This is a genomic window from Vibrio nomapromontoriensis (genome assembly GCF_050337205.1).
In the GTDB taxonomy this organism is placed as follows: Bacteria; Pseudomonadota; Gammaproteobacteria; order Enterobacterales; family Vibrionaceae; genus Vibrio; species Vibrio nomapromontoriensis.
The window spans coordinates 686906-701329 of the sequence record NZ_JAKJSS010000006.1; the positions used below are offsets into that span (position 1 = coordinate 686906).

At 44.3% G+C, this 14424-nt stretch carries 10 protein-coding genes; 7 read left to right on the forward strand and 3 right to left on the reverse strand.

The genetic code is table 11. The annotated features are described in order from the left end of the window. Positions 1-100: 100 nt before the first annotated feature. Positions 101-1717, reverse strand: coding sequence for a long-chain fatty acid--CoA ligase (locus tag L4D05_RS03225; protein WP_428793006.1), 1617 nt, complete (start codon positions 1715-1717; stop codon positions 101-103). Between the two features lie 466 nt (positions 1718-2183). Here L4D05_RS03225 and L4D05_RS03230 point away from each other — a divergent pair, with 466 nt between their 5' ends. The 7 genes from L4D05_RS03230 to L4D05_RS03260 all read left to right on the forward strand — a co-directional run bounded on the left by L4D05_RS03230 (position 2184) and on the right by L4D05_RS03260 (position 10600). After that, positions 2184-3020, forward strand: coding sequence for a helix-turn-helix transcriptional regulator (locus tag L4D05_RS03230; protein WP_428752338.1), 837 nt, complete (start codon positions 2184-2186; stop codon positions 3018-3020). A gap of 811 nt (positions 3021-3831) precedes the next feature. Continuing rightward, on the forward strand, positions 3832-5493 hold the full coding sequence (locus L4D05_RS03235; protein ID WP_428793007.1) for an ABC transporter substrate-binding protein: 1662 nt from the start codon (positions 3832-3834) through the stop codon (positions 5491-5493). A gap of 99 nt (positions 5494-5592) precedes the next feature. Next, positions 5593-6513, forward strand: coding sequence for an oligopeptide ABC transporter permease OppB (gene oppB, locus L4D05_RS03240; protein ID WP_265675304.1), 921 nt, complete (start codon positions 5593-5595; stop codon positions 6511-6513). Between the two features lie 15 nt (positions 6514-6528). Further along, a complete protein-coding gene (gene oppC / locus L4D05_RS03245; protein ID WP_265675317.1) occupies positions 6529-7431 on the forward strand; it encodes an oligopeptide ABC transporter permease OppC in 903 nt (300 codons plus the stop codon). Between the two features lie 21 nt (positions 7432-7452). Further along, positions 7453-8424: an ABC transporter ATP-binding protein gene (locus tag L4D05_RS03250; RefSeq protein WP_428752336.1), complete on the forward strand. Its 972-nt coding sequence runs from the start codon at positions 7453-7455 to the stop codon at positions 8422-8424. Between the two features lie 5 nt (positions 8425-8429). Then, positions 8430-9422 (forward strand): murein tripeptide/oligopeptide ABC transporter ATP binding protein OppF, encoded by a 993-nt coding sequence (gene oppF, locus L4D05_RS03255; protein ID WP_279348269.1) that lies wholly within the window; start codon positions 8430-8432, stop codon positions 9420-9422. 227 nt (positions 9423-9649) lie between these two features. Beyond that, positions 9650-10600, forward strand: coding sequence for a glutathione S-transferase family protein (locus L4D05_RS03260; RefSeq protein WP_428793008.1), 951 nt, complete (start codon positions 9650-9652; stop codon positions 10598-10600). A gap of 95 nt (positions 10601-10695) precedes the next feature. Here L4D05_RS03260 and pta read toward each other — a convergent pair whose 3' ends face one another. After that, complete coding sequence (pta, locus tag L4D05_RS03265; protein ID WP_428793009.1) at positions 10696-12840, reverse strand: phosphate acetyltransferase; 2145 nt, start codon at positions 12838-12840, stop codon at positions 10696-10698. A 126-nt stretch (positions 12841-12966) separates the two neighbouring features. Next, positions 12967-14163 carry an acetate kinase gene (locus L4D05_RS03270; protein ID WP_265675299.1) on the reverse strand — a complete coding sequence of 399 codons (1197 nt, stop codon included), beginning with the start codon at positions 14161-14163 and terminating at the stop codon, positions 12967-12969. Positions 14164-14424: the final 261 nt, after the last annotated feature.

Consider the following 14424-nt stretch of genomic DNA (forward strand, 5'->3'; position numbering starts at 1 on the left):
CTAAGAGAGACCTAACGGTCTCTCTTAGTATTTACAACATGATTACGTATCGCCCAGCACGGTTTCGTATTTGCTGTGCGATATGTAACAGAGCGAAAAATTAGTTAAGTGCGTAATGGGCAAATTGTGCTCTTAAGTCTTTTTTACTGAGTTTACCCGTTGCGGTATGAGGCAGAGACTTAATGAATACGACAGCATCGGGTATGCAAAACTTGGCTACTTTGCCGTCAAAGTAGTCCAATAGCTCTTGCTGAGTAACCTCAACTTGATGGGTCACGACAATAAGCAGTGGCCTCTCGCCCCATTTAGGATCTGATACACCAATGACAGCGGCTTCTTTCACATCAGGATGACCAACGGCAATGTTTTCTAGTTCAATTGAACTTATCCATTCCCCGCCCGATTTAATCACGTCTTTGGAACGATCGGTGATCATCATATAGCCATTTTTATCTATGCTGGCGACATCTCCGGTATCGAAGTAGCCATTACTGTCTAGCTGCTCACCTTGCTTGTAGTATCCCGAGGCGACCCAAGGGCCTCGTACCTTTACCGAACCGAATTGATTGCCTGTCCAATCAAGTTCATTGCCCTCCCAATCTTCAATACGGATATCCACACCAAATACAACTCGACCTTGTTTTAGCTTAGTGGCCATTTGCTGTGCTTTTCCTTGTGCTTTGATACTTGGGGTAAGTTGATTAAATGTGCCAAGAGGGCTCATTTCTGTCATTCCCCATGCATGATGAACAGAGACATTAAACAGTTCATCAAACTCCGCAATGAGAAGCTCGGGACAAGCGGAGCCTCCGACAACAATTCGATTTAAGCTAGGCACTTGAGTATCGGTATTTTTTAGGTGTTCTAGTAGTGTTAGCCAAATCACGGGTACGCCAGCGGTCATGGTCACGCCTTCCTCATTAATGAGGCGAGTGAGCGTTTCACCGTCTGCCATTTTAGGTCCAGGGAGAACAAGTTTAGTTCCTGTCATAGGCGCGCTATAGGCAAGGCCCCATCCATTAACATGAAACATGGGCACGATGGGCATAACTGTTTCGTCTAATGAGAGGGCAAAAGCGTCGGGAAGTGCACTGCCCATTGAATGTAAAACGGTCGAGCGGTGACTATATAATACGCCTTTTGGATTGCCTGTAGTTCCTGAGGTATAACACAGGGAGCTTGCTTGATCTTCTTTGATGTCAGGCCATGTAAACTGCGAGCTTTTATCTTGGATTAACGTCTCATAGTCAATCAGGGCTTCGACATTGCTGGTTGGCAGGTGTTGCGAGTCGGTAAGTGCGATGAACCGAGTCACGGTAGGTAGTTTTTCTTTAAGTTGTTCAATGAGTGGCAGAAAGATGGGGTCAAAGAAAACGACGGAATCTTCTGCGTGGTTAACGATGTACTCGATTTGTTCTGGGAACAGGCGAGGGTTGACGGTATGCAACACTGCCCCTGAACATGATACGGCGTAATAGAGCTCGAGATGTCGATAATCATTCCATGCTAGCGTCGCAATTCTATCGCCCTGCTTAATGCCCATATCTTGTAAAGCGTTGGCGAGTTGCCTCACTCGCTTAAACGCATCTTTTAGTGTGTAGCGATGGTTGGGGTTATCATGGGTTATGGATACGACTTCGGTTTCGCTGTTTACTCTTTCAGCATGCCGCATTATTTCCGTGATAGTCAGTTGGCTGTTGATCATCTGTCCCTGCATATTATGTCCATCTTGTTATCCATTTGTTAAACATTATGTGCATTGTTGCACCTCTTGGTCTGTACCCCAAATTGGGTACAATATTTGACGGTAAAGTGTGTCGGTATAAGCAATCGGGGCTACGGCGTGGTTGGGGCGCAGTTTATAAGACAGAATATGATGCAAAAGTGTGATGAATACAGTCAAAAAAGGGCATTGCTACTTTTGGGTGTTAATTATATTTGCCACTATGGTTGAAATATCTACTTGTATTCATGTTTAACTCAATAACGGCAAAGTCAAATTAGTGAGTCATTGTCGAAAAGTGAGATGTTAGCGCTTACTTTACGATTTAACTTCAGACAAATTAATAGTTCACAAGCGGCGTTGTGGGTTTTGCGAATAGATTGAAAGTACGTTAATTGAGGTGAATGGTTATTCGTGATAGATCCTTAATGTAAACGCGGCAATGACGAAAGGAGTGTCTATGTCCTTACCTATGGAAGGTTGGCAAGTGTTCTGTGATAGGTATCCTGGTGTAATAAAAGCCATTGGAGAGACACGGTTTCTGTCCCAGTTATCACAGCTCGTTACGAATATTATTGATTACGAAAGCCTGGTGGTTATGGGGTTTAGTCAGGGTAAACCTCCCGTGATGATTTATAACGACTCAGACTATTTCATTGATGAAGTGAAGAATAAAGAGCTGCTTAATACGCTTGTGCTTGACCCATTTTACCAGCTCATTCGCGCAGGAACCGCTGATGGTGTGTATCGACTGGAAGATATTGCCCCTGATGAGTTTTATACCAGTGACTATTATCAGCAAGTCTATAAGCAAACAGGGCTTAAAAAAGAGGTGGGGCTGTTAATTAAATGCTCTGAGGAATTTAATGTTGTCTTGTCGTTAGGCCTTCGCAATCGAGACTCAGTTGAGTGTGATGAGCGATGCTGCTTGATGAATTACTTTGAGCTCATTCAAGCAGCGGTCAGTAAACATTTTCAAGTTGGTAAGGTAGAAGAGCGTACGATCGGGCACCAACTCAATGACATATTTAGCAACTTCGGTAAAGACTTTTTAAGTGAAAGAGAATGTCAGGTGACCCAGCTTGTATTGCAGGGCTACTCGACCAAAGCGATTGCTCCATTATTAGAAGTTAGCACCGAGACAGTGAAAGTGTATCGCAAACGAATACACAACAAGCTAAAGATATCCTCACAATCGGAGTTATTCTCTTTGTTTCTGGAAGCGGCCTCGACGGTGCCTTCTGACAGCAACATTGACCCTTTAACCGTCTACTTTGGTGGGCAGCACGTTCATTGAGTATTCGGCGTGTAACCTGAAAGGGGACTACCTTTAATGTTAAATATATTTAACATTAAAGGTGTTGAAAAAGAGCGCGCTATGCCTTCTTTGGATAACAATCTCTTTATCTGAATTTGCACTTGAGCCGTGCATATGAATCCAGTTATCCCAGTCTTTTTGGTAGTCAAAGGCTGGGTTTTTTTTTGTCAATTACTACGACACTACGATCTTCTCTTTGGTGGATATAATCGCCAATGTCATTTGCTTCTCTTATTTTATCTTCAAGGTTCTAACTGCGAGAGACGAGTTTGGTCTTAGTCCTATGTCACGTGTTATAGGGCGATAGCAACTTCCTGTTCATGCAGAACTGTGAATTACTGCTACGGAACGTAAAGTAAGTCCCATTACCTTGTGATAATCGTCACATTTAGCTTTTTTTTGACATTTGATAATGCTGCATAAAAGGTAGAATGAAAACGAAATGTTAAATTTTGTCGTGGTTGATTGGCGTATTTCGCTATTAACTTCGTTAATTTTAGAATTATAAATAGGTTCATACGGCCAAAAAGCGCATTGTAGTAAATTATTTGTGTAATTACGCCTTATGCTGAAACGATCTGCTGATTATTCGAGCAAACAGGAGTGTTATGCCATTTTCGTTACAAATTAATGGCAAAATACTTCGAAGGTTGGTAATGTGAACCGCAATCTTTGTATGGGTTTAGGTTTTTGTGCTCAAACTTTGAGCTAAATTAATCTAAAATGCTGTCCGTTCTAGCCCCGTATAAAGACGTCATGGATGCAATAAAAATTACTTGGAGTTAGATGCATGTATAAGAATAAAATTACTCGTACGTTGTTTGTCGGTGCTGGCCTCTCGATAGCACTGGTCGGATGCGGTGATAAACCTGAAGAAAAACAAGTAGTCGCACCTAAAGTTGAACCACAAGTCACAGAAACGAAGTTAGCTGAAGTTCAAGAACTTGTACGTGGTAATGGTACTGAAGTTGCTACACTCGATCCGCATAAATCCCAAGGTGTTCCAGAGTCTCACGTGATTCGAGACCTTTTGGAAGGCCTAGTAAATCAAGATGCAAACGGTAAATCTATTCCAGGTGTTGCTAAGTCTTGGGAAACCGCTGACAATAAAACGTTTGTATTCCATCTTCGTGATGACGCGAAATGGTCAAACGGCGATCCTGTAACAGCGAATGACTTTGTCTTCAGTTTCCAACGCGCTGTTGATCCTAAAACGGCTTCACCATACGCTTGGTACATGGAATACACCAAGATGGCGAACGCAAAAGACATCGTTGCTGGTAAAAAAGATAAGAGTGAGCTAGGCGTTAAAGCATTAGACGCGCATACATTGGAAGTAACGCTTGATACTGCTGTTCCATATTTTGTAATGATGATGGGCCACACCACAGTGAAGCCAGTACATCAAGCAACTGTCGAAAAATTTGGTGACCAATGGACGAAACCAGAAAACTTCGTGGGTAACGGCGCATTTGTACCGAATAAATGGGTAGTGAATGAGCGTCTAGAGCTGGTACGCAATACCAAATACTGGGACGATGGCAACACAGCACTAAACAAAGTGACTTTCTTACCTATTGAAAACCAAGTAGCGGAAATGAACCGTTTCTTGTCTGGTGAACTAGATTTCACCTACGAAGTACCAAATGAACACTTCCAGCGCCTACAAAAAGAGCACCCTGAAGATGTCAACATCAAAGGTAATCTATGTACATACTACTACCAGTTCAATGCACAAAAAGCACCGTTTAATGACGTTCGTGTTCGTAAAGCAATGTCTTATGCGATGGACCGTGACATCATTTCTAAGGCTATTTTAGGTCAAGGTCAAAAACCGGCTTACTTCTTAACGCCTGAAATCACAGCCGGATTTGATCCGGTCACTCCAGCTTACGGTCAGTTGACGCAAAAAGAACGTGTTGCAGAAGCAAAACGCCTTCTAGAAGAAGCCGGTTATTCTAAGAGCAACCCTTTAGAATTCGACCTGCTGTACAACACCTCTGAAAACCATAAGAAGATTGCTGTAGCGATTGCTTCAATGTGGAAGAAAGAGCTAGGTATTAACGCTAAACTTGAAAACCAAGAGTGGAAATCTTACCTAGACAGCAAAGACACAGGTAACTTTGATGTTGCGCGTGCTGGCTGGTGTGGTGACTACAACGAAGCGTCTTCATTCTTAACGCTAATGGTAAGTGCAAATACAACAGCGGGTCAGCACTATAAGAGCAAAGACTACGACGCTGTGATTGAGAAAGCACTTAACTCAACTTCAGAAGATGAGCGCACGAAGCTTTATATCGAAGCTGAAAAGCTACTAGCGAAAGACATGCCTATTGCACCAATCTATCAGTACGTGACAACTCGTCTCGTTTCACCTGAGCTTGGTGGTTACCCTGAAGGTAACGCAGAAGATAAGATCTACTCTAAAGATCTCTACATCAAAGCAAAATAACACCCTATAAAAAATATAACGATATAAGACACTGTGTGTGCGAAAGCACACGCAGGGTCTCTTCTATTTTAAATTGTCACAGACTGGATGGATGAGTTTATGCTTAAATTCATTATGAAACGGATATTTGAAGCAATACCAACCTTGTTGGTATTAATTACCGTCTCTTTTTTCCTGATGCGCTTTGCGCCAGGTAACCCTTTTTCAAGTGAGCGTCCACTTCCGCCGGAAGTAATGGCGAACATTGAAGCGAAGTATGGCCTTGATAAGCCAGTGTTCGAACAGTACACCACGTACTTAACGAATATTCTGCAAGGCGACTTCGGCCCTTCTTTTAAATATCAAGACTATACCGTAAATGAACTGATTGCAGTGGCACTGCCAGTATCAGCGAAAGTGGGGCTTATTGCCTTTGTCTTTACCGTGATTATGGGGGTAAGTGTCGGTACTATCGCCGCCTTGAAGCATAACACTTGGCTCGATTACACCATAATGTCGACCGCCATGCTCGGGGTGGTGATGCCATCCTTTGTGTTGGCACCAGCCTTAATTTACCTATTCTCACTTCACTGGAATTTGTTCCCAGCGGGTGGTTGGCATGATGGAGGAATGCAGTACATCGTATTACCTGTTATCGCCATGTCGTTACTTTATGTCGCTACTTTTGCTCGTATTACTCGTGGCAGCATGATTGAAACGCTGAACAGTAACTTTATTCGTACCGCCCGTGCCAAAGGTTTGAGTTACCGTTACATTGTTCTTAAGCATGCCTTAAAACCTGCGCTGTTACCGGTTGTATCGTATATGGGGCCTGCGTTCGTAGGTATCATTACAGGCTCTGTCGTAGTCGAAACCATCTTCGGCTTACCGGGTATTGGCAAACTCTTTGTTAATGCAGCATTTAACCGCGATTACTCGTTAGTGATGGGCGTGACCATTTTGATTGGTTTCCTCTTCATTCTTTTCAACGCTGTCGTTGATATTTTGCTAGCGATGATTGACCCGAAAATTCGTTACTAAGGGAGTGCGGGAATGATGTTAACGAAAAAAGAAAACTTGGAAGCGATTGAAAATTTTTCCGAGAATTTAGAAATTGAAGGCCGCAGTTTGTGGCAAGACGCCCGTATTCGTTTTATGCGCAACAAAGCGGCAATGGTGAGCCTGTTTATCCTTACACTGATGACGTTGGCCGTGATTTTTTTGCCGATGTTTGCTCAATACGCCTTTGATGATACCGATTGGTATGCAATGCATGCCGCACCAAGTGCCGAGCACTGGTTTGGTACCGACAGCTTAGGCCGTGATCTTTATGTACGTACCTTAATTGGTGGGCGTATTTCATTGATGGTAGGGGTGTTAGGTGCATTTGTAGCCGTGCTTATCGGTACCCTATATGGTGCGACATCTGGCTTTATTGGCGGACGTGTTGACCGCGTTATGATGCGTATTCTAGAGATCTTATACGCGGTACCTTTTATGTTCCTAGTGATTGTACTAGTGACCTTCTTTGGCCGTAATATTGTTTTAATCTTTGTCGCGATTGGTGCGATAGCCTGGCTGGACATGGCGCGAATTGTTCGTGGTCAAACGTTGAGCTTACGCAGCAAAGAGTTTATTGAAGCAGCACACGTTTCCGGTGTAAGTAACTGGAAAATTATTACAAAACACATCGTTCCGAATGTACTTGGTATTGTTGCGGTTTACTCAACACTACTTATACCAAGCATGATTTTGACGGAATCTTTCCTTTCTTTCCTTGGCTTAGGTGTACAAGAACCCATGACAAGTTGGGGCGCACTTCTTCAAGAAGGCTCTCAAACTATGGAAGTGGCAATCTGGCAATTGATTTACCCTGCCATCTTTATGGTTGTCACTCTGTTCTGTTTTAACTATGTAGGCGATGGTCTTCGTGACGCGCTTGATCCAAAAGACCGATAAGAATTAGAGAAAGGAAACATTATGAGCTTATTAGATGTCAAAGATCTGCGAGTCGAATTTACCACCCAAGATGGGATTGTGACTGCAGTAAACGATTTGAATTTCTCTCTTAACCAGGGTGAAACCTTAGGTATTGTAGGAGAGTCCGGGTCTGGTAAATCGCAAACGGTATTTGCGATTATGGGACTACTAGCAAAAAACGGTATTATTTCTGGTAGCGCGAAGTTTGAAGGTAATGAAATCCTTAACTTGCCAGAAAAAGCACTGAACAAGGTTCGTGCGGAACAGATTGCGATGATTTTCCAAGACCCAATGACGTCGTTAAACCCTTATATGAAGGTGAGCGACCAACTCATGGAAGTATTGATGCTTCACAAAGGCATGGGTAAGTCAGAAGCGTTTGAAGAATCTGTTCGCATGCTTGAAGCGGTTAAAATTCCAGAAGCCCGTAAGCGTATTACTATGTACCCCCATGAGTTCTCTGGCGGTATGCGTCAGCGTGTGATGATAGCAATGGCACTACTATGCCGTCCAAAGCTGTTAATTGCCGATGAACCGACTACTGCGCTAGACGTGACGGTACAAGCACAGATTATGGATCTATTGAACGAGCTAAAAAGTGAATTCAACACAGCCATTATTATGATCACCCACGATCTTGGTGTCGTGGCAGGATCGTGCGATAAAGTGTTGGTTATGTACGCTGGACGTACTATGGAGTACGGTACGGTTGATGAGATTTTCTATCAGCCGACTCACCCATACGCGGAAGGTCTGCTCAAGGCCATTCCTCGTTTAGATACCGAAGGTGACGTACTACCAACAATTCCAGGCAACCCACCAAACTTGCTACGCTTGCCAACCGGGTGTCCTTACCAAGAACGATGCCACCGAGTCACCGATCGTTGCCGTAAAGAAGCACCGATACTAACGAGCTTTGGCCAAGACCGCCAACGCGCGTGTTTTTCTGATTGGGAGACGTGGGCACGATGAACGCTATGACAGATAATAAACAGTTAATTCTTGATGTTAAAAACCTTAAAGTGCACTTTAGCATCGCTTCAAAGTCGGCGTGGCCTTGGTCAAAGCCGGCAAATCTTAAAGCCGTCGATGGCGTAGATGTTCATCTGTTTGAAGGTGAAACATTAGGTGTTGTAGGCGAGTCTGGTTGTGGCAAGTCGACGTTTGCACGTGCCATCATTGGATTGGTCGAAGCCACCGATGGTGAAGTCATGTGGTTAGGGCAAGACCTCACGAAAATGCAAGCGGTCCAGCGTCGTGAGACTCGTAAAGAAATTCAGATGATATTCCAAGACCCGTTGGCATCGCTGAACCCTAGAATGACCGTCGGTGATATCATCGCAGAGCCATTGCAGACCTTTTACCCTGAGCTATCTAAGCAAGAAGTGAAAGATCAGGTGAAGGAGATGATGACGAAAGTAGGGCTATTGCCTAACGTCATCAACCGTTATCCACATGAATTTTCGGGTGGTCAGTGTCAACGTATTGGTATTGCGCGAGCACTTATTCTGAAACCGAAAATGATCATCTGTGACGAGCCAGTGTCAGCGTTAGATGTGTCTATTCAAGCACAAGTGGTGAACTTGCTTAAAGAGCTACAAACCGAGCTAGGCTTAAGTTTGGTGTTCATTGCGCATGATTTATCAGTGGTGAAACATATCTCTGATCGTGTTCTTGTGATGTATCTGGGTAATGCTGTTGAACTAGGAGAGGCAGATGCTTTGTTTGCTGACCCTAAACACCCATATACCAAAGCACTGATGTCAGCAGTACCGATTCCAGATCCTAAGCTTGAACGTAACAAGACGATCCAGATGCTTGAAGGGGACTTGCCGTCGCCAATCAATCCGCCTTCTGGTTGCGTGTTTAGAACTCGTTGCCCACAAGCGACAGAGCAATGTGCACAACAAAAACCGGGGCTTCAAGGAACGGATGTGCATGCGGTATCGTGTTTGAACGTTTCTGTTTAGCGTGGTTATACTGTTCTCGGTATAGAGAAATACCGCACAAAAGTGCAAATGATGATACAAGCTAAGTAGCTTTTCAGCCTGTGACAGGCCTAAGCGCGACATCAAATTGAGTCGCGCTTTTTTTGTTTCTTCAACTTATCTGAACATCTTCTTTCATTTATCCCACTGAACCTTGCTGTTGTTGTTTTCTATACTGTCTTCAACGTAACGTAAGGAGAAAGCATATTATGGGCAAACTCGTTGATGGTGTATGGCATGATGTTTGGTATGACACGAAAACAAGCGGTGGTAAATTCGTTCGTGAAGATGCAGGCTTCCGCCATTGGGTCAAAAACAGTCCCGAGGCAGACTTTCAACCAGAATCAGGTCGCTACCATCTTTATGTGTCTCTAGCGTGCCCTTGGGCGCACCGCACGTTAATCTTTCGAGCTCTTAAAGGGTTAGAGTCCCACATTGACGTCACAATTGTTTGCCCTGATATGTTAGATAAAGGTTGGTCTTTTGGGCTTCCAGAGCCCCTCTTTGGACACAATTTTCTTCACCAAATGTACACTCAAGCGAAATCAAATTATACCGGTAGGGTGACAGTACCAGTGCTTTGGGATAAAAAGACGCAAACCATTGTTAGCAATGAGTCATCTGAAATTATTCGTATGTTCAACACTGAGTTCAATGAACTCACGGGTGATGACAAGGATTATTATCCGTTGAATTTACAAAAGCAGATTGATGAGTGGAATGAGTTTGTGTATCCCGCGATTAATAATGGCGTTTATCGTTGTGGCTTTGCGACAACACAAGAAGCATACGAAGAGGCTTACCATGCGCTGTTTACGGCATTGGACAAAGTGGACCAACACCTCGCGACGCAGCGTTATTTAGCAGGAGAACAAATAACAGAAGCAGATTGGCGTTTGTTCACCACCTTAGTGCGCTTTGATGCGGTATATGTTGGCCATTTTAAGTGTAATAAAAAGCGTATTGCAGACTACAAAAATATTCACGGTTACTTAAAAGAGCTGTATCAGGTCAAGGGTATCAAAGAGACGACGGACTTTTATCATATTAAACGTCACTATTACTTTAGTCATGTGGGGATTAATCCGACGCAAGTAGTGCCGTTGGGACCAGACTTAGATCTTGATACGCCACACGATCGTGATTCACTAAACTGTTAGGTTAGGGCGCGCGGGTCGATGGGGTTTAACCACAAAATCTAGAAACAAAAAAGCCTCCATATGGAGGCTTTCGTCATTCAGGCGTTAAACAAAGATTAACCTTGCTCTTGGCTTGATTGAATTGCTGTTAGTGCGATGGTGTAAACAATATCGTCTACTAGCGCGCCACGTGACAAGTCATTAACTGGTTTACGCATGCCTTGAAGCATTGGACCAATTGAAACAAGATCAGCTGAACGTTGTACCGCTTTGTAAGTCGTGTTACCTGTATTTAGGTCAGGGAATACGAATACTGTCGCTTTACCTGCAACTGGAGAGTTAGGCGCTTTAGAAGCGGCAACATTTTCCATGATAGCAGCGTCGTACTGTAGCGGGCCGTCAATGATAAGGTCAGGACGTTTTGCTTGAGCAAGTTTCGTCGCTTCACGTACTTTATCAACATCTGCGCCTTTACCAGATTCACCAGTAGAGTATGAGATCATTGCAACGCGCGGTTCGATACCAAATGCAGTTGCAGAGTCTGCAGATTGGATTGCAATCTCTGCAAGCTGCTCCGCTGTTGGATCTGGGTTGATTGCACAGTCACCGTAAACCAATACTTGATCAGGCAAAAGCATGAAGAAGATAGAGGATACGATAGACGCATCAGGCGCGGTTTTGATGATTTGGAACGGAGGCACGATAGTGTTTGCTGTCGTGTGTACCGCACCAGAAACAAGGCCGTCAACTTCGTCGTTTTCTAGCATCATTGTGCCTAGGAAAACAGAATCTTGAAGTTTTTCGCGAGCCACAACTTCTGTCATGCCTTTCGCACCACGAAGCTCAACAAGACGAGCAACGTAGTTGTCACGTACCGCATCAGCATCGATGATCTGTACGCCAGCACCTAATTCTACACCTTGTTGCGCAGCAACGCGGCGAATCTCTTCAGGGTTACCAAGAAGCACACATTCAGCAATGCCGCGCTCAGCACAGATAGCAGCAGCTTTAACGGTACGTGGCTCATCACCTTCAGGAAGTACGATGCGCTTACCCGCTTTACGAGCAAACTCTGTAAGTTGGTAACGGAATGCTGGTGGGCTCAAACGACGAGACTTTTGAGTACCTTCAGTCATTGATTCAATCCAGTTACCGTCTACATGGCCGGCAACGTGATCGTTAATGAATTCGATACGCTCTTTATCATCTGCTGGTACTTCAATGCTAAAGCTTTGAAGGTTTAGAGAAGTCTGCCACGTGTTACCTTGTGCTTTAAAGATCGGTAGGCCTGTGTCAAGCGCAGGCTTGATTAGGTCGCTGATCTCAGCCGGAACATCATAGCCGCCAGTCAGTAGAATAGCGCCGATTTCAACACCGTTCATTGCAGCTAGGGCAGCGGCAACGATAACGTCTGGACGGTCTGCTGAAGTCACAAGTAGTGAACCTGGTTTGAAGTGCTCAATCATGTTTGGTAGTGAGCGTGCACAGAACGTAATGCTCTTAACGCGACGCGTTGCAATGTCACCTGCATTGATGATCTCAGCATTTAAGTGCTGAGCCATGTCGATAGCACGAGTCGCGATAAGGTCAATGCTCCAAGGCACGCAACCTAGTACACGAATTGGACTAGTGTTGAAGATTTCCATCACTTTCAATTCGTTTTGCTTCGCGGTATCTGCATCATCAAAGATTTCAGATAGGTCAGGGCGAGTACGACCTGCTTCATCTACTGGTGCGTTAAGCTTGTTGATGATAACGCCTGAGATGTTTTTGTTTTTAGTGCCACCAAAGTTAGAACAGGCAACTTCAATACGCTCTTTAAGCTGTACTGGGTTGTCAGTGCTTGGTGTTGCAACCATCACGATTTCAGCGCCAAGTGTTGCCGCGATTTCTGCGTTCACTTGGTTAGCAAATGGGTGCTTACGAGTTGGTACTAGACCTTCAATTAGCGTTACGTCCGCATCTTTGTTGATTTGGTTATAACGTTCAACAACCGTTTCTAGTAACTCGTCCATGTTGTCGTTACCGATTAGGCTCTCGGCGACAGACATTTGCAGCGGCGTACCAATTTGCATGTCGCTATTGGCTGCTACGATAGTCGTTGTTAGGTCTGGTTGATCGCCACCGCTACGAGGTTGAGCGATAGGTTTGTAAAAAGAAACTTTAACACCTTTACGCTCCATCGCGCGAAGGAGACCCATGCTAACGCTTGTTAGGCCGACGCCTGCGCTAGTAGGGATAAGCATAATAGTACGGGACATTCTTTGAGCACCTCAAACTATATGAAGGGGGGATGAAGCTCAGCGTATTAATGCACGTTGAATGGGCAGCGAAATGACTGAGTTCAATAGAAAACTGGCTAACCTATTGGTTAGCCAGTTTGAAAATTAAAGACCTGCTAGGCGCGCAGTATCTTCAGCAATAACTAGCTCTTCATTAGTAGAGATAACCATAGCTGGGATGCGGCTGCTTGCAGTAGTGATAGTACCTTCACCACCGAAACGCGCTTTCAGGTTAGCGTCGCCATCTACTTCGATACCAAATACGCCTAGACGGTTAAGAACCATTTCACGGATTGGTGCAGAGTTTTCACCGATGCCACCAGTAAATACGATAGCGTCTAGGCGACCTTCTAGTGTCGCTGTGTAGCCTGCAACGTATTTTGCAAGACGGTGACAGAACACGTCCATTGCACGTGTTGCTTCTGCTTTCTCACCGTAGTTGTCTTCAACAAAACGACAGTCAGAAGTCACTTCTGTTAGACCTTGTAGACCAGACTCTTTAGTTAGCATGTTGTTGATTTGCTCAACAGAGTAGCCTAGTGCGTCGTGTAGGTGGAAGATGATTGCAGGATCGATGTCACCACAACGAGTACCCATCACAAGACCTTCAAGTGGAGTAAGACCCATTGAAGTATCTACAGACTCACCATTTTTGATAGCACATACAGATGCGCCGTTACCAAGGTGGCAGTTGATGATGTTTAGTTCGTTGGTTGGCTTGCCAAGTAGCTCTGCTGCTTCACGAGCGATAAACAGGTGAGAAGTACCGTGCATGCCGTAACGACGGATACCGTGCTCTTTGTATAGGTTGTACGGAAGTGCGTATAGGTAAGCTTCTTCAGGCATTGTTTGGTGGAATGCTGTGTCAAATACCGCTACGTTTTTCAGTTCAGGGAAGCTGTGCTTCGCAGCTTCAATACCGATGATGTGAGCAGGGTTATGAAGAGGTGCAAATGTTGCAGAGTCTTCGATACCTTTAAGAACGTCATCAGTGATCAGTGCAGATTTAGTGAACTGTTCGCCGCCGTGAACGATACGGTGACCGATCGCGCCAAGGTTCGCTTTAAGCTCAGGCTTAGAAGCAAGAATAGTATCTACCATGAACGCTAGTGCTTCTTCGTGAGCTGCACCGTTGCCTAGTTGTGCTTCGTGCTTGCCATCAAGTTTCCACTTGATACGTGCTTCAGGAAGGTGAAGACACTCAGCAAGACCTGTTAGGTGCTCGTCACCAGTGGTTGCGTCAACGATAGCGAACTTAAGAGAAGAACTGCCGCAGTTTAGAACTAAAACTAGCTTAGACATTAAAGGTTACCTGTAATTTGTCTGATCCAAGATCAAGGGTATAAATTCTCAAGGCTGAGAAGGTACAAATTGTTACGATTCAGCCTTGATCAAAAATTCTACAATTGCCGTATAATCATAAGCGATTTTCTCAGAAAATCACTTTTGCGTCCTTGCGACGTTCATCTCGTAGTTGCCTTATTCCAAAATAAAGTCAACAATGAGATTGAGGTAGCGCAAAGAATAACGATATTGCGTAATGATAACAAAATAAATTTGAAA

Bases quoted from the DNA above. Each gene is read 5' to 3' on its own strand.
- L4D05_RS03225 (WP_428793006.1), bottom strand. From the start codon at position 1,717: ATGCAGGGACAGATGATCAACAGCCAACTGACTATCACGGAAATAATG.
- L4D05_RS03230 (WP_428752338.1), top strand. From the start codon at position 2,184: ATGTCCTTACCTATGGAAGGTTGGCAAGTGTTCTGTGATAGGTATCCT.
- L4D05_RS03235 (WP_428793007.1), top strand. From the start codon at position 3,832: ATGTATAAGAATAAAATTACTCGTACGTTGTTTGTCGGTGCTGGCCTC.
- oppB (WP_265675304.1), top strand. From the start codon at position 5,593: ATGCTTAAATTCATTATGAAACGGATATTTGAAGCAATACCAACCTTG.
- oppC (WP_265675317.1), top strand. From the start codon at position 6,529: ATGTTAACGAAAAAAGAAAACTTGGAAGCGATTGAAAATTTTTCCGAG.
- L4D05_RS03250 (WP_428752336.1), top strand. From the start codon at position 7,453: ATGAGCTTATTAGATGTCAAAGATCTGCGAGTCGAATTTACCACCCAA.
- oppF (WP_279348269.1), top strand. From the start codon at position 8,430: ATGACAGATAATAAACAGTTAATTCTTGATGTTAAAAACCTTAAAGTG.
- L4D05_RS03260 (WP_428793008.1), top strand. From the start codon at position 9,650: ATGGGCAAACTCGTTGATGGTGTATGGCATGATGTTTGGTATGACACG.
- pta (WP_428793009.1), bottom strand. From the start codon at position 12,840: ATGTCCCGTACTATTATGCTTATCCCTACTAGCGCAGGCGTCGGCCTA.
- L4D05_RS03270 (WP_265675299.1), bottom strand. From the start codon at position 14,163: ATGTCTAAGCTAGTTTTAGTTCTAAACTGCGGCAGTTCTTCTCTTAAG.